General features: G+C 55.8%; 17 protein-coding genes. 6 read left to right on the top strand and 11 right to left on the bottom strand.

Features of this window, described 5'->3' with window-relative positions:
• The first annotated feature begins 129 nt into the window (after window positions 1–129).
• Window positions 130–1011 (top strand): LysR family transcriptional regulator, encoded by an 882-nt coding sequence (locus tag SB719_RS05655; protein ID WP_293004734.1) that lies wholly within the window; start codon window positions 130–132, stop codon window positions 1009–1011.
• Window positions 1012–1036: 25 nt separating this feature from the next.
• Here the strand turns inward: SB719_RS05655 and SB719_RS05650 are convergent, their stop codons facing one another.
• On the bottom strand, window positions 1037–1645 hold the full coding sequence (locus tag SB719_RS05650; RefSeq protein WP_412159013.1) for an NAD(P)-dependent oxidoreductase: 609 nt from the start codon (window positions 1643–1645) through the stop codon (window positions 1037–1039).
• Window positions 1646–1912: 267 nt separating this feature from the next.
• On the opposite strand from SB719_RS05650, the gene SB719_RS05645 reads away from it, so the two are divergent.
• Both SB719_RS05645 and SB719_RS05640 read left to right on the top strand, forming a co-directional pair.
• Window positions 1913–2191, top strand: coding sequence for a putative quinol monooxygenase (locus SB719_RS05645; protein WP_292968826.1), 279 nt, complete (start codon window positions 1913–1915; stop codon window positions 2189–2191).
• Window positions 2192–2310: 119 nt separating this feature from the next.
• Window positions 2311–2517, top strand: a complete 207-nt coding sequence (locus SB719_RS05640) for a type II toxin-antitoxin system MqsA family antitoxin (protein WP_065647318.1) — start codon at window positions 2311–2313, stop codon at window positions 2515–2517.
• Between the two features lie 34 nt (window positions 2518–2551).
• On the opposite strand, the gene SB719_RS05635 is transcribed toward SB719_RS05640, so the two are convergent.
• The 6 genes from SB719_RS05635 to treZ form a co-directional block, all read right to left on the bottom strand.
• A complete protein-coding gene (locus SB719_RS05635; RefSeq protein ID WP_065647319.1) occupies window positions 2552–2881 on the bottom strand; it encodes a hypothetical protein in 330 nt (109 codons plus the stop codon).
• 54 nt (window positions 2882–2935) lie between these two features.
• Entirely contained in the window at window positions 2936–3292 is a 357-nt protein-coding gene (locus SB719_RS05630; RefSeq protein WP_292968823.1) for a hypothetical protein, read from the bottom strand.
• Between the two features lie 343 nt (window positions 3293–3635).
• Window positions 3636–5231, bottom strand: a complete 1596-nt coding sequence (locus SB719_RS05625; protein ID WP_412159012.1) for a methyl-accepting chemotaxis protein — start codon at window positions 5229–5231, stop codon at window positions 3636–3638.
• A gap of 174 nt (window positions 5232–5405) precedes the next feature.
• A complete protein-coding gene (glgX, locus tag SB719_RS05620; protein WP_065647322.1) occupies window positions 5406–7481 on the bottom strand; it encodes a glycogen debranching protein GlgX in 2076 nt (691 codons plus the stop codon).
• A 60-nt stretch (window positions 7482–7541) separates the two neighbouring features.
• Window positions 7542–10037 (bottom strand): malto-oligosyltrehalose synthase, encoded by a 2496-nt coding sequence (gene treY / locus SB719_RS05615; RefSeq protein WP_412159011.1) that lies wholly within the window; start codon window positions 10035–10037, stop codon window positions 7542–7544.
• Window positions 10034–11818, bottom strand: a complete 1785-nt coding sequence (gene treZ, locus SB719_RS05610; RefSeq protein ID WP_293004726.1) for a malto-oligosyltrehalose trehalohydrolase — start codon at window positions 11816–11818, stop codon at window positions 10034–10036. Before treZ ends, treY begins: the two co-directional genes overlap by 4 nt.
• Window positions 11819–12143: 325 nt before the next feature.
• Here treZ and SB719_RS05605 point away from each other — a divergent pair, with 325 nt between their 5' ends.
• Window positions 12144–12353 (top strand): CsbD family protein, encoded by a 210-nt coding sequence (locus SB719_RS05605; protein WP_065647325.1) that lies wholly within the window; start codon window positions 12144–12146, stop codon window positions 12351–12353.
• A 114-nt stretch (window positions 12354–12467) separates the two neighbouring features.
• On the opposite strand, the gene SB719_RS05600 is transcribed toward SB719_RS05605, so the two are convergent.
• From SB719_RS05600 to SB719_RS05590, 3 genes are all read right to left on the bottom strand, one after another.
• Window positions 12468–13751, bottom strand: coding sequence for an MFS transporter (locus tag SB719_RS05600; protein WP_412159010.1), 1284 nt, complete (start codon window positions 13749–13751; stop codon window positions 12468–12470).
• Between the two features lie 129 nt (window positions 13752–13880).
• The gene (gene proP, locus SB719_RS05595; protein WP_065647326.1) at window positions 13881–15314 is read right to left on the bottom strand and encodes a glycine betaine/L-proline transporter ProP; all 1434 of its coding nucleotides are present in this window, start codon (window positions 15312–15314) and stop codon (window positions 13881–13883) included.
• A 378-nt stretch (window positions 15315–15692) separates the two neighbouring features.
• Window positions 15693–16583, bottom strand: coding sequence for an oxidoreductase (locus SB719_RS05590; RefSeq protein WP_412159009.1), 891 nt, complete (start codon window positions 16581–16583; stop codon window positions 15693–15695).
• Window positions 16584–16821: 238 nt separating this feature from the next.
• Between SB719_RS05590 and SB719_RS05585 the strand changes: the two genes are divergently transcribed.
• Together SB719_RS05585 and SB719_RS05580 are read left to right on the top strand one after the other, a co-directional pair.
• Window positions 16822–17529, top strand: a complete 708-nt coding sequence (locus SB719_RS05585) for an OBAP family protein (protein WP_065647328.1) — start codon at window positions 16822–16824, stop codon at window positions 17527–17529.
• A 114-nt stretch (window positions 17530–17643) separates the two neighbouring features.
• Window positions 17644–18276, top strand: coding sequence for an alanyl-tRNA editing protein (locus SB719_RS05580; protein WP_304231498.1), 633 nt, complete (start codon window positions 17644–17646; stop codon window positions 18274–18276).
• Window positions 18277–18330: 54 nt separating this feature from the next.
• On the opposite strand, the gene SB719_RS05575 is transcribed toward SB719_RS05580, so the two are convergent.
• Entirely contained in the window at window positions 18331–20145 is a 1815-nt protein-coding gene (locus SB719_RS05575; RefSeq protein ID WP_412159008.1) for a glycoside hydrolase family 15 protein, read from the bottom strand.
• Window positions 20146–20210: the final 65 nt, after the last annotated feature.

The raw sequence follows: 20210 nt of genomic DNA, 5'->3' as shown, positions 1-20210 counted from the left end.
CTCAGATCTGAACACATTCTGCGATGATATCATCAACATCCTGCGTGGATCATAGCTGGTTAATGATAATCAGACGGTACACTCTGAAAACAGGCATACTTCAGGCGCAGTGTTGCATGAGGTGAGTGAATGGACAGAATCACAGCGCTTATTGTATTTGCTGAGACGGCAAAGCGCGGGAGCATTACGGCAGCAGCAGAGCATCTGGGCCTGTCACGGGCCATGGCATCACGCTACATTACGCTCATGGAGGAGTGGACAGGTTCGCGCCTGATGCACCGGACAACGCGTAAACTCAGCCTGACCGTCGCCGGCGAGCAGGCGCTGCTGCTGTGTCAGGAAATCAGGACGCTGGCAGACGCACTGACAGCGATGGGCCCGGGTATTAGTGCCGTTCCGGGAGGCAAACTGAAAGTTACCGCTGACGCCCTGTTAGCCGAGTGTTGCCTGACGGGCATGCTGATCGATTTTCTGCAGATTTACCCGGAAATACAGGTTGATTTACAGATTGTGGGCAGGACACTCGATCTGGCAGAGGAGGGTATCGATCTCGCTATCCGTATCGCCGGCACGCTTGCCCCAACGCTTTACGCCCGACACCTTGGGTATTGCTCTTCGGTACTGTGCGCCAGTAAAACCTATCTGGATAAGCATGGCACGCCCGGCAGCCTGCGCGAGTTGCAGGATCATAACTGTCTGACCTACACCTATTTTGGTCATGCATGGCGGTTTCATCATGAAAATGAGGTGATCGATTTGCCCGTAACAGGCAGTATCAGCACCAATGAAGCAGCGATATTGCTGAAAGCGGTAAAAATGGGAGGCGGAGTGGCTGTGCTCCCGCTGTTTGCGGTGCAGGAAGAGATTGCAGCGGGCAGGCTACTCAGACTGCTGCCGGAATATGAACCCGATCGGCTGACAGTCAGTGCCGTTTATCTGACGCAGAAAAAGATGCCGCAGGCGCAGCGCGTGCTGATTGACTATCTGGTAAAGCACCTCAGGCTGCCCTGAGGTGCGTTTGTTTTTTGAGCGGCTATTAATAACCCACGGTAAAACGCTGATTAACGTGCGCCGGTGTTTCAATCTCATCAGCCATCGCAACGGCATAATCTTCAAACGAAATGCTGCTGCCCTGCTCATTGGTCAGCAGCGTATCTTTACCCAGACGAAATCTGCCGGTGCGTTCGCCAGCCGTGAACAGCGCTGAAGGTGAAAGAAAAGTCCAGGTAAGATCATGCTGTGTGCGGAGCTTCTCCAGAAAGCGTACGCCTGCCTCTGCTTCCGTTTTGTAGATCTCCGGAAAGGTCGGGGTATCGATCACTTTCACGCCCGGTGCAACTTCCAGGCTGCCTGCGCCGCCAACCACGTAATAACGTTTTACACCTGACGCTTTTACCGCGTTAATCAGTTTATCGGGATCGCTGGCGGAGAAGTGCACCGAGCTGATCGCGACATCGTGTCCGGCAAGCACACCAGCCAGGGTATCCGGATCATCGATATCACCAGTGGCCGGGATAACGCCTTTTGCCGGGGCAATCTTGTCTGCGTTGCGCGCGATAGCCGTTACGGTGTGGCCGCGTGCGATCAGTTCATTAAGGATGCGTGAACCCGCCTGTCCGGATGCGCCAATCAATGCAATGTTCATTTTGCTGCTCCTGAGTTGTATCGGGCCTCTGAGGCCGTGTGCTGACACCACACACTCTATCCGTGCGCAGCACAGGGATAAACAGCCTCCCGGGCGACAAACTGTTGCATAAACTGAACGAATCATATGCAGACCAGGGTATCTGCTGGTCGGCAGGTTGCTGTTCTTTTTTATTAAAAAAAGCGGCAAAACAGCGGCTTTGCACGCTGGATGCCTGTAAGGTCTTCTGACCGACACAGTCAAAACGTAATGAAAAGAGGCGAGGTAATGATGATTAAGCTCACCGGACGTCTGGTATGCAAAAATGCGGAAGAGATAGCGCAGGTTCGCCAGTACCTGCCTGAACATCAGGAACTGACGCGACAGGAAACCGGGTGCGTCTCTTTTGAGGTCACAGAAACGGCCGACCCGCACATCTGGAATGTTGAAGAGCGGTTTACAAGTCAGGCTGCATTTGATGCTCATCAGATCAGAACCCGTGCGTCACGCTGGGGCAGGGAGACGCAGGCAATTACACGGGAGTATGAAATTTCTGAAATTACGTAATTTTATGGCTCTGTCACACAGTGTTGATGCTAATGCCGCATAATCTGGTCAGCGGTTGCCAGCCGGGTTCATCTCTGTCGGCTATGCTTATCTCACCGGTTTAAAAAGGGAGTCATGACATGAAATGTCCGGCATGTGGATCTGAAGCTTTTGTTTACGACACGCGAGACGTACCGCTTAATACGGGTAATCCGGATGATATCGTACCTGATGTAAAAGGCAGCCATTGTATAGCCTGTGCACAGGTGATTATGGATAAGGCCGAGGCTGATTCTTATCTGGAAAAAGTCAATGCGCTGGAAGCTGCATCCGCTCATACCGACTGATTTGGAGAGCCCGCATTCTGCGGGCGCTTTTGCGTTATATCCACACCAGCTTAAATTCCTCAATATCACCAAGCGCAGCGCGAAAGGCCGCTTTCAGGCTTTCAGGCTGTGCCGGATGAGTCCAGAACGATGTTACGTGATACCGATCATTCTGGTCTCTTATGCGCTCTACCTGCACCGTTGCGATAACCTTATGCCGCATAAACCCTTCAACATTTGACGTTCTGGCTTCCATTAGCGCAATGCGTCGTGTTCTTACATCATAAATAACATGGCAGGGCGTGCCGGCTGCGTTAAACGAGGCAACCCGTTTAAAACAGCGCGCTATCGTATCGGGACTGTAGGAGAAGGGGATCAGGGTCATAAGTCGCTCCTTATTACCCGCGCCTGACGGGCTAATTCAGCATAAGCTATCTGCCTATAAGCCTACCAGCGTGATCCGTTTCTTTGTCGCAAGTGCCTTATAAAGTGCCGTTGCCAGACAACACGGCTCAACAAAGCCGACGCCTGATAGCGCGTCGTCCGGCTCAGCCCAAAACGACTTGATGCGAAGCACGGTGTTAATTCCGCCCACGCGCTCAAGCTCCAGCGCTGCCAGGGTACGGTAGCGCGTCTCGTGTTCTGCCTGCTCGCTGTCCATCTTAATCACGCTGGCACCAGGGGCCATACTGTTATAAATAACGTGGCAGCGTATGCCGTTCAGGTTAACGGTATCAATGACTTCATGATGAACCGGCAGGGCTTCTGTAGTACAGGGTACGGGCACAATAAACATAACAGCTCCCTCTGACGTGGAATTTTATTATGCAGCCAGCATAGGCTATCTCTTCGATGCGTAAAGGTACTGTTTTTGAAGGTAAAACAAGAGCGGGGGCGTGATGATTACAGCTGTTATCGCTACCTCTGGTTTTTACTGGTACTAATGGACAATAAAGCCTGGTGACTTTACCCGGGATAAGCGCGGATTTGACTTAAAAAGAACCCGCACGAGGCGGGTTAACTATTCCAGTATTTACCATCTTCATGCGCGCATGCATCCTGTGTACAGTGCGCGCTGAACAGATTACTGCTTAAGTCTTAAGCTAACTTTAAGATTATTCTTTGTCCGAAACGATCCATTACGAGAATGCAAATGCCGGGGTGACGGGCGAAACCGGCGTGATTTCGGGCGCGGCGGCAAGAACAAACTTCGCCGCCAGCTGGCTGAGCATCTCCGCCTGATCCTGCAGCGACTGCGAGGCGGCAGAAGCCTGCTCTACCAGCGCCGCGTTCTGCTGCGTCACGTCATCCATCTGATTGACAGCCTGCTGAACCTGCATGATGCCCTGACTCTGCTCAACGGCGGCGGCGGCAATCTCGCTCATCAGGGTACTGACCTGATGAATGGTCTCGTTCATTACCTGCATATTCTGGCTGACGTGGCTGGCCTGTGTGGCGCCGGCCTCAGTCAGACGATGCGCGTCATCAATCAGCACTTTAATTTCCCGTGCCGCAGAGGTTGAGCGCTGCGACAGGTTACGTACTTCGCCTGCCACAACAGCAAAGCCTTTGCCATGTTCGCCGGCGCGTGCGGCTTCGACAGCTGCGTTCAGCGCCAGAATATTTGTCTGAAAAGCAATTCCTTCAATCAGCGAGACAATATCGGTGACTTTACGTGAGCTGCTGCGGATATCATCCATGGTGGTCAGCATGGTGCTGAGTGACTGGCTGCTTTGCTCTGACAGCGTACTGGCATGTTCTGACAGGCTGCTGGCCTGACGGGTATTGTCGGCCGTCTGACGTACGGTTTCCCCCAGCTCGGTCATGCTGGCTGCGGTCTGCTCCAGCGAGGCCGCCTGCTCTTCTGAACGCGCCGAGAGATCCTGATTACCGGCGCTGATTTCTGCCGCGGCTCCGCTGACTGAACGTGAGGCGTACTGCACGGCTGCCAGCGAGGTTGCCACGTTACCTATCAGGGTGTTGAACGCCTGGGCCATATTCCCCACTTCATCGCGGCGCGTGGCGTCAGCGCTCAGCGTCAGGTCGAGCGTGTCACTGGCGCGCAGCATAATCCGGCCCGCGTTGCTCAGGCTGCGACGAATGCGCAGGACTGTCAGGGTAGCGAAAATACCAAAGACAATGACCGTTGCAATCACGCCAGCGAGGGTGGCCCACAGGACATGATGGAACGTTGTGCGGTTGGCGGCGCGCAGCGCGTTGCTGATACTGATGTTCAGTTCCAGCTGCTGCTGATAGCCGCTGATAAGCTGCCGGATAGCGGCACCAATCCCCTGTTCGCCCTCAATCAACGCCAGGCTGACCGTATTCTGATGCTGACGTGACGCGCTGAGAAAGGCGGGCAGACTCTCGTTTACACGCTGCAGGCTGGCATAAGCGACTTCGGTGAGACGCTTATCCTCTTCGCCCGATATGTCATGCGCCAGATAATCATCGGTTTGCGTTTTCAGCAGCCCGAGCTGTTTATGAATGCTGCTTTCCACTGCCGGCTGTGCGCGCTCATCAGGCTGAGACTGATGTTTATACAGCAGCAGCGCCAGCTGGTTGCTCTGATCCACCAGCTCACTGAGATTTTTTATCGAAGGGATGGCATTGTCCTGCACGAATTCAAAGCGATCCTGAAAGCCGGAGAGCAGCGAGATGGCCAGAGTAGCCTGTAATATAATCGCGCCGAACAGCATAGAGAAGGTAAGCAACAGGCGTTGCGAGATGGTCATATTATTATCCTTGATAGCATACACCCCGGCGGAAAGGCCTACAAAGCACAGGGTCGATGAAGGTTCATCGGCAGCAGGATAAAATAGTTAAGCGTTTTTTCGTGACGGTGTGAACAGGGATCACAACAGGCAGGTAAAAGCGCGGAGCTGACGATCAGCTCCGCGGAAAGTGCATTACGGACGACGGAACAGTGCCAGACTACGGCCTTCCAGTTCGAAATCCTGCTCCTGAGTGATGACCAGCCCTTCGTTGGCGGTCTCAGAAGTGGTCAGCTCCAGTACCCAGCCGCCTTCACCAAACTGCGGAATGCGGAACGGTACGTTACCTTCAAACGGGTTAAACAGCATCAGCACGTCATGCCAGATACCGTCTTCCGGCTGCAAATCAGGACGGCCGATGTAGACGCCCAGCGTGGAGCCTTCCTCCCACTGCTCCGACTGCTGAAAACCACCGCCGGCGTTAAACCATTTGATGTCCATACCGTCGCGCCAGCTTTCACGGCGCAGCAGCGGCTGCTTAGCACGCAGGGCAATAACGCGTCTGGTAAATTCACGCAGCGCATCAGCCGACGGCGGCAGGTTTTCCCAGTGCAGCCAGGAGATATCGCTATCCTGGCAGTAGCCATTATTATTGCCCATCTGACTGCGGCCAAACTCATCGCCCGCCAGCAGCATCGGCGTACCGTGAGAGAACAGCAGCGTGGCGAGGAAGTTACGTTTCTGACGCTCGCGCACCGCGATAATTCCCTCATCTTCGGTTACGCCTTCAGCACCGTAGTTATAAGAGCGGTTATCGTTATGACCGTCGTTATTATCCTCGCCGTTGTCGTCATTGTGTTTCTCGTTGTAGGAAACCAGGTCATTCAGCGTAAAGCCGTCATGGGCGGTGATGAAGTTGACGCTGGCCCACGGGCGACGACCGCGCTGATCGTAAAGATCGCCGGAGCCGAGCAGGCGTGCGGCGAAATCGGTAGAGACGTTGTCGCCTTTCCAGTATTCACGCACCGTATCGCGATATTTGTCGTTCCACTCTGCCCAGCCCGGCGGGAAGCCGCCAACCTGATAGCCACCGGGACCGATATCCCACGGCTCACCGATCAGCTTGAGTTTAGACAGCACCGGGTCCTGCGTCACCGCATCAAAGAAACCACCGCGCTGATCGAAGCCCTCCGGCTCGCGGCCCAGGATGGTGCCGAGATCGAAACGGAAACCGTCAATATGCATCGACTCCGCCCAGTAACGCAGCGAGTCAGTCACCAGCTGCAGTACCCGCGGATGCGAGGTATTTACCGTGTTTCCGGTACCGGTGTCATTAATATAGTAACGATGCTGGTCCGGCAGGGTGCGATAGTAAGAGAAGTTATCGATACCCTTAAAGGAGAGCGTCGGGCCAAGCTCGTTACCTTCAGCGGTATGGTTGTAGACCACATCAAGGATCACTTCGATGCCGGCATCATGGAAGCTGCGCACCATATCGCGAAAGCCCTGAATGCCGCGCGGACCAAAATAACGTGTAGCGGGTGCAAAAAACGCCAGCGAATTGTAGCCCCAGAAGTTTTTCAGGCCTCTGTCCAGCAGATGCTGATCGTCCGGGAACCAGTGTACCGGCAGCAGTTCTACTGACGTGATACCCAGGCTTTTGATGTAATCCACCGTGGCTTTATTACCCATGCCATCGTAGGTGCCGCGCATGTTTTCCGGGATTAGCGGGTTGAGCTGTGTGAAGCCCTTAACGTGGGTTTCATAGATCAGCGTCTGAGACCAGGGAATGGAAGGCCGGTTCTGATCCTGCCAGTCAAACTCATTCGGGTTTACCACCCGGCATTTAGGCGTAAACGGACCGCTGTCGCGGCTGTCAAACGTTAGATCTTTATCTTCATGCAACAGTTCGTAAGCAAAATGCGCTTCGTTCCAGTCGATATCGCCCTGCAGTTCCCGCGCATACGGATCGATCAGCAGTTTATTCGGGTTAAAGCGATGACCGTTTTCCGGATCATAAGGTCCGTGCACGCGATAGCCATACAGCGCACCCGGCTGCAGGCCTGGCACATAGCCGTGCCATACTTCATGCGTATATTCCGGCAGATCAAAGCGGGCAATCTCATGCTGACCGCTCGGATCATACAGGCAGAGTTCAACCCGCTCAGCATGTGCGGAGAACAGGGCGAAGTTAACGCCTTCCCCATCAAAGTTAGCGCCGAGCTGGTACCCTGTACCAGCCGTAATCTCAACAGGCTTACCGTTTGACATTTAATCCTCTCCATTCAGTGAACAGATATGCAGGCATAACTTCAGTTCCATCAGTCAGGGTTAGCTGCTGAGCAGGACCAGCGGTGCGCTGTAGTTCAGGTTTTCCAGCGCGATGCTGTCGGTGATAGCGTAGGTTTCTCCATTCAGAACGTTTAGCCACTTGCGGTGCGCCAGCGTTTCACTCAGCGCAACCGAGACGTCTGCCCACTGGGCATCAGCAAAGATCAGGCGCGGAGCAATTACAATCAGTGCACCTGTTTCAGACTGACGGGCATAGGCCACCACTTTTTCTGCATGTTCACCGCTGGCCTGCAGCGCTTCATAGTCGCCAAAACGAAAGAGCGCAGCGTGGTCGCGGCGCAGATGAAGCAGGCGCATAACCACCTGCTGTTTCAGGCTGCCGCTCAGCCAGCCCTGCTGACTGATAAAGTCAGGGAAGGCGTCCGCATCAAGCTGGCTGACCAGCGTTTCAAAATCGGGTTCGCGGCGGTTATCCGGATCGACCAGGCTGAAATCCAGCGCTTCGCAGCCCTGATAGATATCAGGCACGCCGGGTGCCGTGAGTTTGATCACCGTCTGGGTAAAGCTGTTCACCAGACCGGCGCGGATAAACGGCTGCAGCGCCTGGGCAAAATCCGTGAGAAATGCAGCGTTTTCTGCAGCGAACAGATGACGCACGTAATCCAGTACGGCGTTTTCATAGGCTTCATTACTGTCTGCCCAGTCGGTGCGCAGCTTCGCTTCGCGCAGCGCCTTTTCCACAAACGGAATAAAACGTTCGCACAGCGCGTCAAGACCAGCGCGATCGTCCGGCTGCAGCGTCGCAGGCCAGACACCGGCCAGCGCCTGATAGAGCATCCACTCAACGGCAGGCTCCGGGGCCGGACCGTCTGCCAGCTGCTGTACGTGGTCCTGATTGAGCTGCTGCCAGCGCGTTACGTTCTCTGCCCACTCATCAGGCGCTTCGCTCAGGGTATAGAGACGCGCGCGCGCATCCTCGCCACGCTTAGTATCGTGCGTCGAGGTGCTTGAGATAGCATCAGGCTGGTGCTGCAGACGGGTCTGCATCTCCTGATGAAAATGCGCCAGTGAAAAGGCATGCGGCAGCGGTTCTGCGCCCACTTCATTAATCGCAAGCGCCACGTGATTACGGAAAAACAGCGTATCTTCAACCGATTTCGCCATCAGCGGTCCGGTGAGCTGCTGGAAGCGGGCGCGGAACTCTGCCGCCAGCGCTTCACCCTCTTCGCTGACCGCACCCAGCAGCAGCGCCTGCAGGAAACTCAGGGTAGCAGGGGACGCGCTATGCTTTACGCCCTCAAGCACGCTCAGCAGACGCTCTTCGCCCGCCAGCGGCATACCTGCTGCCTGACCATAAGTGCGGTAGACCGGGAAGGCGATAAGCAGCTCGCGCAGCGCCACGTGCAGCTCCGCTTCACCAAAATTGCGGTGCTCCAGCCCGGCGGCATCGGTTGCCAGCGAGAGCAGCCGGCTGAATTCGCCCGCAAAGTTACGGTCCACCATTAGCTCGCGTGCCGCGCGCAGGCCGGCTTCAACATCATTGCGCTCGCGCGTGGCTGACTCATAGGCCAGACGAAGGGTATCGATGTGCGTATCATCAATCAGGACGTGTGACAGCGCCGCAATAAACTCATAACCGGTTGTACCGGAGATGGGCCACTCTTCCGGCAGCTGTTCGCCGTCGGCAAGGATCTTTTCTACGGTGATGTAGCATTCGTCGCCGGCAGCCGTGCGGAGCTGCTGCAGATAACCCAGTGGATCGGCGAGGCCATCCACGTGATCGACACGCAGACCGCTGACCGCGCCGCTGCGCACCAGCGACAGGATAAGCCGGTGTGAATCTTCAAAGACCACCGGGTCTTCAACGCGCACGCCTGCCAGACCGGTGATCTCGAAAAAGCGGCGGTAGGAGAGTGCGCTGCGCGCTTCACGCCAGTTCATGAGCTGCCACGGCTGCTCCTCGTGCAGCTGAGCAATGGCGGCGGGATCCGTCAGCGCCAGCAGCTCTGCTTCACGCCCCTGCCAGCTCGCAGGCGTCAGGGGATAGTAGCTGTCGAAATACGCCAGCGCCGGTTTACCGCTCTGCGGATCGGCTTTAATCGTGATATCACCTTTTTCCAGCACCCGGTCAAAATCATCACCGAGGAACGGCAGCGTCAGCTTGCGCGACCAGTCAATATCAAAATAGCGCGCGTACTGGCTCTCCTGTCCATGTTCAATCACATCGCGCCACCAGGCATTCTCCAGCGAAGCCGCCATATGGTTAGGCACAATATCGAGGATCAGCTCCATGCCGGCGCTCTGCAGCGCAGCACTTAGTCGATCAAAGCCCGCTCTGCCGCCGATAGCCGGATCAATTTCGTTGGCGTCGGTTACGTCGTACCCGTGCGTTGATTCTTTCGTCGCGGTAAAAATAGGGGAAGCATACAGATGGCTGATACCCAGCTTCTGCAGGTAAGGCACCAGTTCCGTTGCACGATCAAACGTCATGCCGTTGCGAAACTGAATGCGATAAGTGGAGGTCGGGATAGTCATGCTGCTGCTCCTGGTGCCAGACGGACAATGATGGCGTTTTGTGCGAGTTCGTGGTGCTCCTGCGGCCAGGCAAACAGGGTGTCGCCTGGCATATCAGGAAGTGCCTGAGCGGTGTTGCCCAGATTAAAGGCCATAGAGAGCGTGCCCTGCGGGAAACGCCACTGCACGGCAACGTAGCCGTCACCGGTCGCCAGCACCTGACCGCTATGACCGCCTGCCGTCGCCAAAAGCGGCACCAGATGCTGCTGACGCAGGGAGAGCAGCGTGCGCGTCAGCGTCAGCCAGGCTTTCCCCTCGCTGCTGGTGGTTTTCGTCCAGTCCAGCTTTGAACGCTGGAATGTCTCCTCCGCGTTGGGATCCGGCACGTCGTCGTCATGTCCGGCATGGCCGGTAAACTCACGTGCGCGTCCTTCACGCACCGCTTTCGCGAGATCGCCGTGAAAGTCGGTAAAAAACAGAAATGGATTGGTTTCGCCATACTCTTCGCCCATGAACAGCAGCGGGATATGCGGTGACAGCAGCAGAGCCGAATAGAGCACTTTGGTGCGCGCCTCTCCGGCCAGAGAGATCAGGCGATCGCCCTGTGCGCGGTTGCCCACCTGATCGTGGTTCTGGATAAAATCAACAAACGCCACAGGGGGCTGACCGGCGCTTGGTACGCCGCGCGTCTCTCCGCTCTGGGCCGAAACCTCGCCCTGATAGGCAAATCCTTCGGTCAGAATACGCGCCACCTTTTTCTCCGGCGCATCGGCAAAATCCTGGTAGTAGGCGTGAGTTTCACCGGTTGCCAGCACATGAATAGCGTTGTGAAAATCGTCGTTCCATTCCCCGCTGAAGAGCGGAGTATTGCCCTGTTCATCGCGCGGATGCAGGAAAATCACGTTACGCGAGTCTTCTGTAGTGAGGTGTGCCGGACGATCCGGGATTTCACGGCGGATGCGCTCTGCAATATCAATCAGCACATGTTTATCTGAACTGTCTTCAATCTGATCGATGGCGTCAAAACGCAGACCGTCAAGGTGATACTCTTTCAGCCAGTAGAGCGGTGCCTCTGAGATGTAGCGGCGAGCCGCATCCACATCGTAGGCGATCCCGGCACCCCAGGGGGTCTGGCGCTCTTCATGGAAAAACTGCGGAGCCAGCAGCGGCAGATAGTTGCCTTCAGGACCAAAGTGATTCAGCACAATGTCCAGCACTACGGAGAGATTAAGGGCATGGGCCGCATCAACAAACGCTTTGAAGTCATCCGGGCTACCGTAAGCAGTATGTGGCGCATAGAGCAGGACGCCGTCATACCCCCAGCCGCGATTACCGCCAAACTGCGACACCGGCAGCACCTCAATCATGGTGATCCCCAGCTCAGCCAGCAGCGGCAGTTTTTCAATGGCTGCACGGAAGGTTCCTTCGGGCGTAAAGGTGCCGATATGCAGCTCATATACCACCGTTTCGTGCCACGGTCGGCCCCGCCACTCAGTCTGCTGCCAGCGGTAGCTTTGCGGATCAATCACCAGTGACGGGCCGTTTACCTCTGCTTTTTGCGCCCGCGCAGCCGGGTCCGGTACCACGCTGCCATCGGCCAGCACATAGTGATATTCTGCACCTGGCTTGACTCCCGTCTGCGACAGAGAGTACCAGCCATCTTTTTCCGCCTGCATAGGATAATCAGTGCCGTTCAGGCGCAGGACTACCTGCTGCTGACCGGGCGCCCAGAGACGAAAACGCACGGTGCCGTCAGCAAGGATTTCAGCACCCCAGGATTTTTCCAACGTTGTGGATTCCATTCTATTGCCTCGTTAAGCCCCGCGCGGGGCAATGGACGACATCAAGCGATTTGCATTCCCGAAATCATTTACTCTATGAAATAAAAGACTAATCACCCCGGTAATGAAGAAAGGTCTCAGGTAAAGTGCTGAGTACCCTGAAAATCATAGCCTATATTTAGAAATATAAGGCCGGGCACGCTTTAAAGTCGCTGCAGAAGTAAATTTTCCTATTTGTGCGGCAGAACATTTATTTTTTGCCGTCATAGGCTACGGTTATGGTTACGCATGTAAGCGATGCGCAAATAAAGCCAGACGGCTTTCACCGTCAAACAGGAGAGCACTTATGAACGAAGATCGCATCAGTGGAAACTGGAAGCAGTTCAAAGGAAAAGTGAAAGAGAAATGGGGTCAGCTGACTGACGACGATATGGACGTTGCCGATGGCAAACGCGATCAGCTGCTGGGCCGCATTCAGGAACGTTATGGCTACGGTAAAGATCAGGCAGAAAAAGAGCTGAAAGACTGGGAAGATAGCAACAAATATCACTGGTAAGTTTCAGCTTCCCGGCACGCCCGTGCCGGGATATTTTGTTTCAGCCCTGCCTGATTTCCTGTCTGCCAACGCAGCTCCTTCGATATTTTTCACGCTGGTACTGATTTGCCCCTCTTATAATGAGCGCCTGTGATCGTCTTTATTTAAACTCAGCAGCGCGATAAAACTAATCAGCGCGGTCATCATTACATACCACGCCGGAATATCCGGGTTGCCGGTCTGTTTAATCAGACCCGAAATAATTAAGCCGGCGCAGCCGGAAAATAAGGCGTTGGATAAGGCATAGGCAAAACCCAGGCCGGTATAACGCACCCGCGTGGGAAACATCTCTGCCAGCATGGCAGGTCCCGGCCCGGCCAGCATCCCCACCAGCGCACCGGCTACAAAGACGCTCAGCGCTTTGGTCAGCAATCCGGAGGCCGGATTTTGCAGCAAGCTAAGCAGAGGAAGGGCGAAGATCAGCAGCATAAAGGTGGCAATGAGCATAATGGTGCGCCTGCCAATGCGATCGCTCAGCCAGCCGGCGGGCAGAATCGTGGCGGCAAAACCGAGGTTTGAGATCACGGCAATAAGCAGCGCCTGATTAAAACCGGTATGCAGCGTGATTTGCAGATAGGTTGGCATGATCACCAGATAGGTGTAGCCAGCGGCTGACCAGACCATCAGGCGGCTGATGGCAAGCGTAATGGCGCGCAGCGTGGCAATAAAAGAAGCGCGTTCCGGCTCTGCCTGCTGACGGACAGCGCTGAACTGCGGTGATTCATCGAGTCCGGTCCGCAGCCACAGCGCTACAGCGCCCAGCGGCAGCGCCAGCAGAAACGGCAGCCGCCAGCCCCAGTCAAACATCGCATCTTCGCCAATGAGCAGCGGGAGTAACGCGACGGTGGCGGCACCTGCAAGCAGGCCACACGCCACCGTCAGCGACTGCCAGGCACCATACAGCCCCCGTTTGCCCGGCGGTGCGGCTTCCGTCATCAGTGACACCGCGCCACCATACTCTCCGCCAGCAAACAGGCCCTGCAGAATACGCAGCAATGTCAGCAGTAATGGCGCGGCGATGCCGATAGCAGCATAGTCCGGCACCAGCCCGATAGCGGTTGTTACCAGCGTCATCATGACCAGTACACCAATAAGCACCGGCTTACGCCCGTGACGATCGCCAAGCCGGCCAAAAATAATCGCCCCGAGCGGACGAAAAAAGAACGCTACGGCAAAGGCGGCCCAGGTCAGGATCACGCTGGTGTCTGCGTTCTCATCCGGCAGCTGAAAAAAGTGTCTGGCAATAATTGAAGCCATAAAGCCATAAACGGCAAACTCATACCATTCAATAAAATTGCCAACCGAACCGGCGATTAAGATACGTCGATGTGCGGACGCCATGTGTGCAGCTGCAGGCATAGCATTTCCTTATAAAAGATAAAATGGAGGAAGCAACAGAGCGGCATTAAGGCATACATCTCAAAGCGATGTCTGTGAGGCACACGGAAGAGCGGACAAAAAAAAGGCCACCCGAAGGTGGCCAGCGTATCAGGCAGGTTTTTGCTGCTTTTTATGTTTGCGCTGCCGGCGCAGCTTATCAATCAGGCGATGCGCTTCCGCTCTGGTTGCAACCGCAGGCGAGGATCCTTTCAGCGGCTTACGCGCCGTTTCGCTCAGCGTCAGTACCGTCAGCAGGCCGATAACCCCGGCACCCATCATATAGTAGGCCGGCATCATTTTGTTGTGCGTGGTATCCACCAGCCAGGCGGTAATCAGCGGCGTGGTACCACCAAACAGTGACACGGAGAGATTGAAACCGATCGCCAGCGCGCTGTAACGGATATCGGTTACAAACAGCGCCGGCAGGGTAGCAGGCATGGTACCGCTAAAGCAGGTGTGCAGCAGACCCAGAATCGCCAGGCCGGCAAATACCCAGTACATATTACCGGTGCCCAGCAGCATATAGGCAGGGATGGCCAGCACAATCAGGCCCAGCGCGCCAAAGCCAATAACAGGTTTGCGGCCGAGACGATCGGTAAAGTAACCCCACATCAGCGTCAGTGGCATCATGATAAACATCACAACCATGACCAGCAGCAGGCCGGAGAGTTCGCTCAGACCAAGGATACCGGTGAGGTAACTTGGCATATACGCCGTCAGCATATAGTTGGAAACGTTGAACAGCAGCACCAGCCCGATACATTTCAGTAACGGTTTGCTCTGGGTGCGCAGCATCTGCCACAGCGTCAGCGGCGGCTTGTTATGCTCCATCTCTTCGCGCTGATCCATATGATCTTTAAATGCCGGCGTCTCTTCCAGTTTCAGGCGAATGTAGAGACCAAACAGGCCGAGCGGTGCAGCCAGAAAGAACGGAATGCGCCAGCCCCACGACATCATCTCGTCATGCGGCAGATACGCAATCATCCCGGTCACCAGGCTGGCCCCCAGCAGATAGCCCGCCAGCGTACCGAACTCCAGAAAGCTGCCCATAAAACCGCGTCGCTTGTCGGTTGAGTACTCGGCAATAAAAGTCGCCGCACCGCCATATTCACCGCCGGTTGAGAACCCCTGAACCAGACGGGCCACCAGCAGCAGAATCGGCGCCGCGATGCCGATACTGGCATAGCTCGGGATCAGGCCAATGCAGAACGTGCCAATGGACATCATCACCATGGTAAAGGCGAGAACTTTCTGCCGGCCGAAGCGATCGCCCAGCGGCCCGAACACCATACCGCCAATCGGACGTACCAGAAACGCAGCGGCAAAGGTACCAAATGACGCGATGAGCTGTGCGGTGTTACTGGCATCAGGAAAGAAGACCTGGCCAATAATCACGGCCAGATAGCTGTATACCCCAAAATCGAACCATTCCATGGTATTACCGAGAGCGGCAGCGCCAACGGCGCGTTTTAACAGTTTGTTATCGATGACGGTAATATCATCAACAGTGAGATCGGGTTTATTTACTGTTTCAGTGCTCATAGGCTTCCTTTGACAATGAAATAAAAGCGATCTTATAGCTTTCGCAGCCGGTTATTGCAGGGTGGAAAAGAAAGCTATAAGAGGCCGAAAGGCGGACACCTTAGGAGATAATTTTTCTTTACGCAACTTTGTGATGTATATCACTGGCAATAAGCGTAGCGCTGAAGTAAAGAACTGTCAAAAAGCGCGACGGCGGGATAACAGGTTATCGCGTTAATTGAGATTACAGAGAGATAAGACGCGATATTATGCTGGTCACCGAGCCTGTCTGGGCAGAAATATCGTAAACCAGAGATATTACTCTGTGATATACCGGTGGACAAAAAAACGTCATTAATTGACAGCTGCGTCAACTGCTGTCAGCTAATGTCAGGATAATTATCCTGGCCCTTCGCTTGCTGCCGCCAGCAGTGGCACAATAATGTCACTCAGCGGCGTAGGCACACCTTTGCGGCGTCCATACCGCTGTATTACGCCGTTGCGGCACTCCCATTCCAGCGGGCGTCCGGCTTGCCGATCGGCAAGAATAGAGGTGCTGAGATCGGCAGGCGCGCTCTGCAAACCCGCCAGAATATCATGCGTGACACTGTCACTTAGGGTTGCTCCGCAGGCGCGCGCCACACCCAATGCTTCATTGAGATAAGCCAGCGCCAGTTCAGCAATGTCATGGCGGCTAAACATGCCTGCCCGGCGATTTGTCAGCACCATCAGTCCCGCTACCGCATTCTGTAACAGCTTGCGCCACGCCACTGAGTGAAAATCAGCGCTGAGGTCGGTACTGCAGCGCGTACCCGACAAAGCAGCCGCGATGCTGGCTGCAGCTGGCGTATCGGGCAGCGTCAGGCGTGGCCGGGCACGCAGCCATACAGAAGCGTCCGCTTCGCGCTGCGCCGGAAACCAGACCACCGAAGGCATAACCTGAGCACCGCATACCAGTGGCTGCAGCTGCGCCTGCTGCTCAATCCCATTTTGCAGCGCGCACACCACGGTATTCTCATCACATAACCTCTGCAGCCAGCCCGCGCTCTGCGTTACCTGGGTGGTTTTTACCGCAACAAACAGCAGCGCAACGGGTCGGCTGATGGCGGCAGGATCGATCAGTACCGGGCCGGGCACCCGGATTTCGCCTTCGTCATGCCGCAGCGTCAGGTGGGCGTGCGGCGTACGGCCACAGAGCAGCGGCAGACGCCCGGCTTCATACAGGGCAGCAGCGATGGTGGTGCCGATAGCGCCAGGGCCGAGCAGTGCAACAGAGGGATAATCTGACATAAATGAAACTCCGGTTTACGCTGATATTCTGCTGATGGCAGAAGAAGAGGAGTGATAAGTATTGTTCACGCCCGTGCAGTTAACCGCATAAAGCGCGGTAAAACGGATCTCTTATTACAGCTCTGTTACGGCTTCTGTTTTTATCGGGCAATTCAGTGACGTAATTGTTCCCGCCGCTGCGCTGGCATCCTGATTCATATTAACTATGGTTATCACTCAAAGAATAAAAGGATGATCTATGCGTAATCTTATTTTGAGTGGATTCACCGTATTATTGCTGTCAGGATGCGGCGCAAATAACAGTGCGTCACCGGTCAACGCGCCCGGTGCGCCCGTAGCGGGTAAAACAGCCCTGCTGGAGAGCGGTGCGGCGGCACTGCAATCCCGTCCACCGATTGATGCGATTAATACCTATCTGGATGGATTCCACTACTACTGTGGCGATAAACAGGGGCAGATGGAAGCGCATCACTATGTCACTATTCTGAACGATGATGTGATGCAGGCGGTAATTTTTGACGGCAACAAAAAAGACGCCAAGCTGATGGGCGTTGAATATATCATCAGCGAGCGGCTGTTTAAGCAGCTTCCGGCGGGTGAGAAGAAATACTGGCACAGCCACCGTTATGAAGTGAAATCAGGCTCTCTGATTGCACCGGGCATTCCGGATGCCGCTGAACATGCGCTGATGGGTAAAATTGTAAATACCTACGGGAAAACCTGGCATACCTGGCATACTGACCGCGACAAAACGCTGCCGCTGGGTGAACCGGCGCTGATGATGGGATTCACCGCCGACGGACAGATGAACCCGGCGCTGCTGCACGATCGCGATCGGCGCTTTGGCGTGGACACACAGAAAATTCGCGCGGCGCGCGCCGATCTTGACGCGCATCCGGTGGCCGCAGGCGCAGATAACTGCCAGCGTGTACATCAGGCGCACTGATCGCCGTTAAGCACATCCGCAGCGTTCGCGCTGCGGATTTTTTTCGCCTGTTGCACCCAAACCAGGTTAAAAAAGAGAGATCGCTTTTCTCTGCTGTAAGGAACCAGACGCATTATGACGCTCAAACGTTATTTCACCAGCGACCAGCTGACGCTTACCACCCGGGTATTGTGCTGTGAACCTCAGGATGATGGCCGGTTTCGTATCCTCCTCACTGAAACGCTGTTTCACCCGCAGGGCGGCGGCCAGCCCTCCGATCGCGGCACCCTTGCCGGTGCAGCCATGCTGCAGGCACTGCAGGAGGGCGATGATATTGCACACTATACCGATCGGGCAGTTGAGCCGGGCGAGGCGGAGCTGGTGGTGGATGGCGAACTGCGGGCGCTGCACTCACGTTATCACTCAGCGGGGCATGTGATTGCTTATGCCGGAGAGGTGTTTGGCTGGCGCGGCTATAAAGCAAACCACCGGCCGGGCGAAGGGCGCATTGTGTTTACCGCGCTGGAGCAGGCTGAACCGGTCACAGCAGAGGCGCTGACGCAGCACGCAGCGGCGCTGGTGGCGGGTAACTATCCCCGCCTGCTGGGCGAAGAGGGGGGTAAACGAATGGTGAGCTGGGGCGAACTGACCCCTTATGCCTGCGGCGGCACGCATGTGCTGCATACCGGAGATATTGGTGACATTGTGATTGGCAAAGTGAAAGAGAAAAAGGGTGAACTCACGGTACAGTATAGCCTGAGTCACTAAGCAGCATGAGGGGGCGGCTCCGTTTCCCCCCATGCCTGCAGCGCCGGCCGTGTTTCAGCCATGATCCGTCAGCGACTGTGCCGCGCAGATCAGCGCCAGATGACTGAGCCCCTGCGGCATGTTGCCGCGCCACTCATCCGTGCGGACATCAAACATCTCATTAAAGGTTTCGACGTTACCACGCTGGCAGAGTTTGCCGAGGATCTCTTCCATCGCCTGCTCTGCCTGCGGGACGTCACCCACCGCGGCCAGCGCCTCTACCAGCCAGAAAGAGCAGGCAATAAAGGTGCTCTCTTCCTGTTCCACGCCGGAGTAGCGATACACCATTGCGCTGTTATGTCCGAGATCCTGACGGATCGCGCGATAGGTGGCGCGCATGCGGTCCGGGTTAACCTGGTTGCCATAACGGTGCATCAGCGCCAGCGCCGCATCCAGTTTATCTTCGCTGTCGGGATAGAACAGATAAGCCTGTCTGGTTTCGCTCCAGCAGTGCGCCTCCACCCACTCACTGATGCGATCGCGCTCGCGCTGCCAGCGCTCGAGCCAGGTCGGCTCAATATGTTTCGCTTTCGCCAGCGCTACGGCACGATCCAGCGCCAGCCAGCAGGCCATCTTGGAATGGGTATAGTGATGCTCATCGGGCAGCTCCCAGATCCCGCAATCTTTCTGACGCCATGAATCAGCGCAGTGGTTTGCCAGCTCACCCAGCATGCGCGAGGTCGAGAGATCGAGCACGTGACCAGCCTGTATAAACAGATCGGCGGTGGCAAGCATGTCGCCATACATACTGAGCTGGAGCTGATCGTGCGCGTTATTGCCGATGCGCACCGGCTGTGAATGGTGGTAACCGCGCAGCGGCGGATAAGATTCAGCCGGGACTTCATCCCCTTCAAGGGTATAGCAGGCGCGCAGCGCGGTACCGTGACGAATAATCGTTTTTGATAGCCATGAGAACGCCGCCTTACAATCTTCCAGCGCACCCAGAAAAACAAAGGATTTGATGATCAGGCAGGCGTCGCGCACCCATGCGTAGCGATAGTCATAATTTTTTTCGCCGCCGATACCTTCCGGCAGGGACGTTGTGGCTGCTGCCGCCAGGGCACCGGTGGGAGAGTACCAGAGGAATTTCAGCGACAGCGCCGAACGCCGTACGTGCTGTTCATAGCGTCCCTGATAACTCAGGCTGCGCGTCCAGTCGCACCATGCAGTGTGGCTGGTTTCTATACGGGTATCGATAGCGCTTAAATCCGGCACCGCCAGCGGCTCGCGCTCGGTGACCAGCAGGGCAACCAGCGCATGGCTGCCGGGCGAGGTTTTAAGCGTGGCGGTGATACGTTCATCGCCCCGTTCCGTCACTTGCCACGCGTCGCTGGTGCGCAGCATCGCCATCAGATCAGCAATATGATAAACGTCGCCCTGTTCAGTGCAGTCACGCCACGGCGAGCAGGTTTCAGCCAGCGTACCAAAGCGTAACGTCAGCGTCAGCTCAACGTGACCCTCAACGCCTTCGACGCGCCGCGCCAGCTCACTCCACGGCAGACGACCGGCCAGCGTACTGTTTAATGATTCAGTCAGCAGGACTGAACCCTCTGCGGTAATAAACGTCGTTTCCAGCACGTTGCTGTCAGCACGATAAGCGCGCTCGGTGCGGAAAGGAGCAGCGGGCACAATCTGGAAAAAGCCACCAATCTCCGGATCGAGCAGGCGGTCAAATAGCGGAGCGGAGTCAAGATTAGGTGCACACCACCAGTCGATAGCGCCATCCGGTGCGATAAGCGCAACGGAACGGCCTTCACCAATGGCCGCGTAATCTCCGAGGCGCGCAAACCCTTTTTCGCGCATCGGCGACTGCAAAATCTGGTTATTCATCATGCTTCCCTGTCAGCTGAAACGACAGCGTGGCTGCCACAGGGGCAGCCACGCTGGTATCGGGC

It is taken from the genome of Pantoea sp. SIMBA_079 (assembly GCF_046940275.1).
Taxonomy (GTDB): Bacteria; Pseudomonadota; Gammaproteobacteria; order Enterobacterales; family Enterobacteriaceae; genus Pantoea; species Pantoea borealis.
This window is presented reverse-complemented; position numbering and strand designations above follow the sequence as displayed.

Excerpts from the sequence above, each read along its gene's own strand:
- SB719_RS05590 (WP_412159009.1), bottom strand. The coding sequence starts at position 16,583 with ATGTCAGATTATCCCTCTGTTGCACTGCTCGGCCCTGGCGCTATCGGC.
- glgX (WP_065647322.1), bottom strand. The coding sequence starts at position 7,481 with ATGTCAAACGGTAAGCCTGTTGAGATTACGGCTGGTACAGGGTACCAG.
- SB719_RS05600 (WP_412159010.1), bottom strand. The coding sequence starts at position 13,751 with ATGCCTGCAGCTGCACACATGGCGTCCGCACATCGACGTATCTTAATC.
- proP (WP_065647326.1), bottom strand. The coding sequence starts at position 15,314 with ATGAGCACTGAAACAGTAAATAAACCCGATCTCACTGTTGATGATATT.
- SB719_RS05635 (WP_065647319.1), bottom strand. The coding sequence starts at position 2,881 with ATGACCCTGATCCCCTTCTCCTACAGTCCCGATACGATAGCGCGCTGT.
- SB719_RS05605 (WP_065647325.1), top strand. The coding sequence starts at position 12,144 with ATGAACGAAGATCGCATCAGTGGAAACTGGAAGCAGTTCAAAGGAAAA.
- SB719_RS05650 (WP_412159013.1), bottom strand. The coding sequence starts at position 1,645 with ATGAACATTGCATTGATTGGCGCATCCGGACAGGCGGGTTCACGCATC.
- treZ (WP_293004726.1), bottom strand. The coding sequence starts at position 11,818 with ATGGAATCCACAACGTTGGAAAAATCCTGGGGTGCTGAAATCCTTGCT.
- SB719_RS05580 (WP_304231498.1), top strand. The coding sequence starts at position 17,644 with ATGACGCTCAAACGTTATTTCACCAGCGACCAGCTGACGCTTACCACC.
- SB719_RS05640 (WP_065647318.1), top strand. The coding sequence starts at position 2,311 with ATGAAATGTCCGGCATGTGGATCTGAAGCTTTTGTTTACGACACGCGA.
- SB719_RS05585 (WP_065647328.1), top strand. The coding sequence starts at position 16,822 with ATGCGTAATCTTATTTTGAGTGGATTCACCGTATTATTGCTGTCAGGA.
- treY (WP_412159011.1), bottom strand. The coding sequence starts at position 10,037 with ATGACTATCCCGACCTCCACTTATCGCATTCAGTTTCGCAACGGCATG.
- SB719_RS05625 (WP_412159012.1), bottom strand. The coding sequence starts at position 5,231 with ATGACCATCTCGCAACGCCTGTTGCTTACCTTCTCTATGCTGTTCGGC.
- SB719_RS05655 (WP_293004734.1), top strand. The coding sequence starts at position 130 with ATGGACAGAATCACAGCGCTTATTGTATTTGCTGAGACGGCAAAGCGC.
- SB719_RS05630 (WP_292968823.1), bottom strand. The coding sequence starts at position 3,292 with ATGTTTATTGTGCCCGTACCCTGTACTACAGAAGCCCTGCCGGTTCAT.
- SB719_RS05645 (WP_292968826.1), top strand. The coding sequence starts at position 1,913 with ATGATGATTAAGCTCACCGGACGTCTGGTATGCAAAAATGCGGAAGAG.
- SB719_RS05575 (WP_412159008.1), bottom strand. The coding sequence starts at position 20,145 with ATGAATAACCAGATTTTGCAGTCGCCGATGCGCGAAAAAGGGTTTGCG.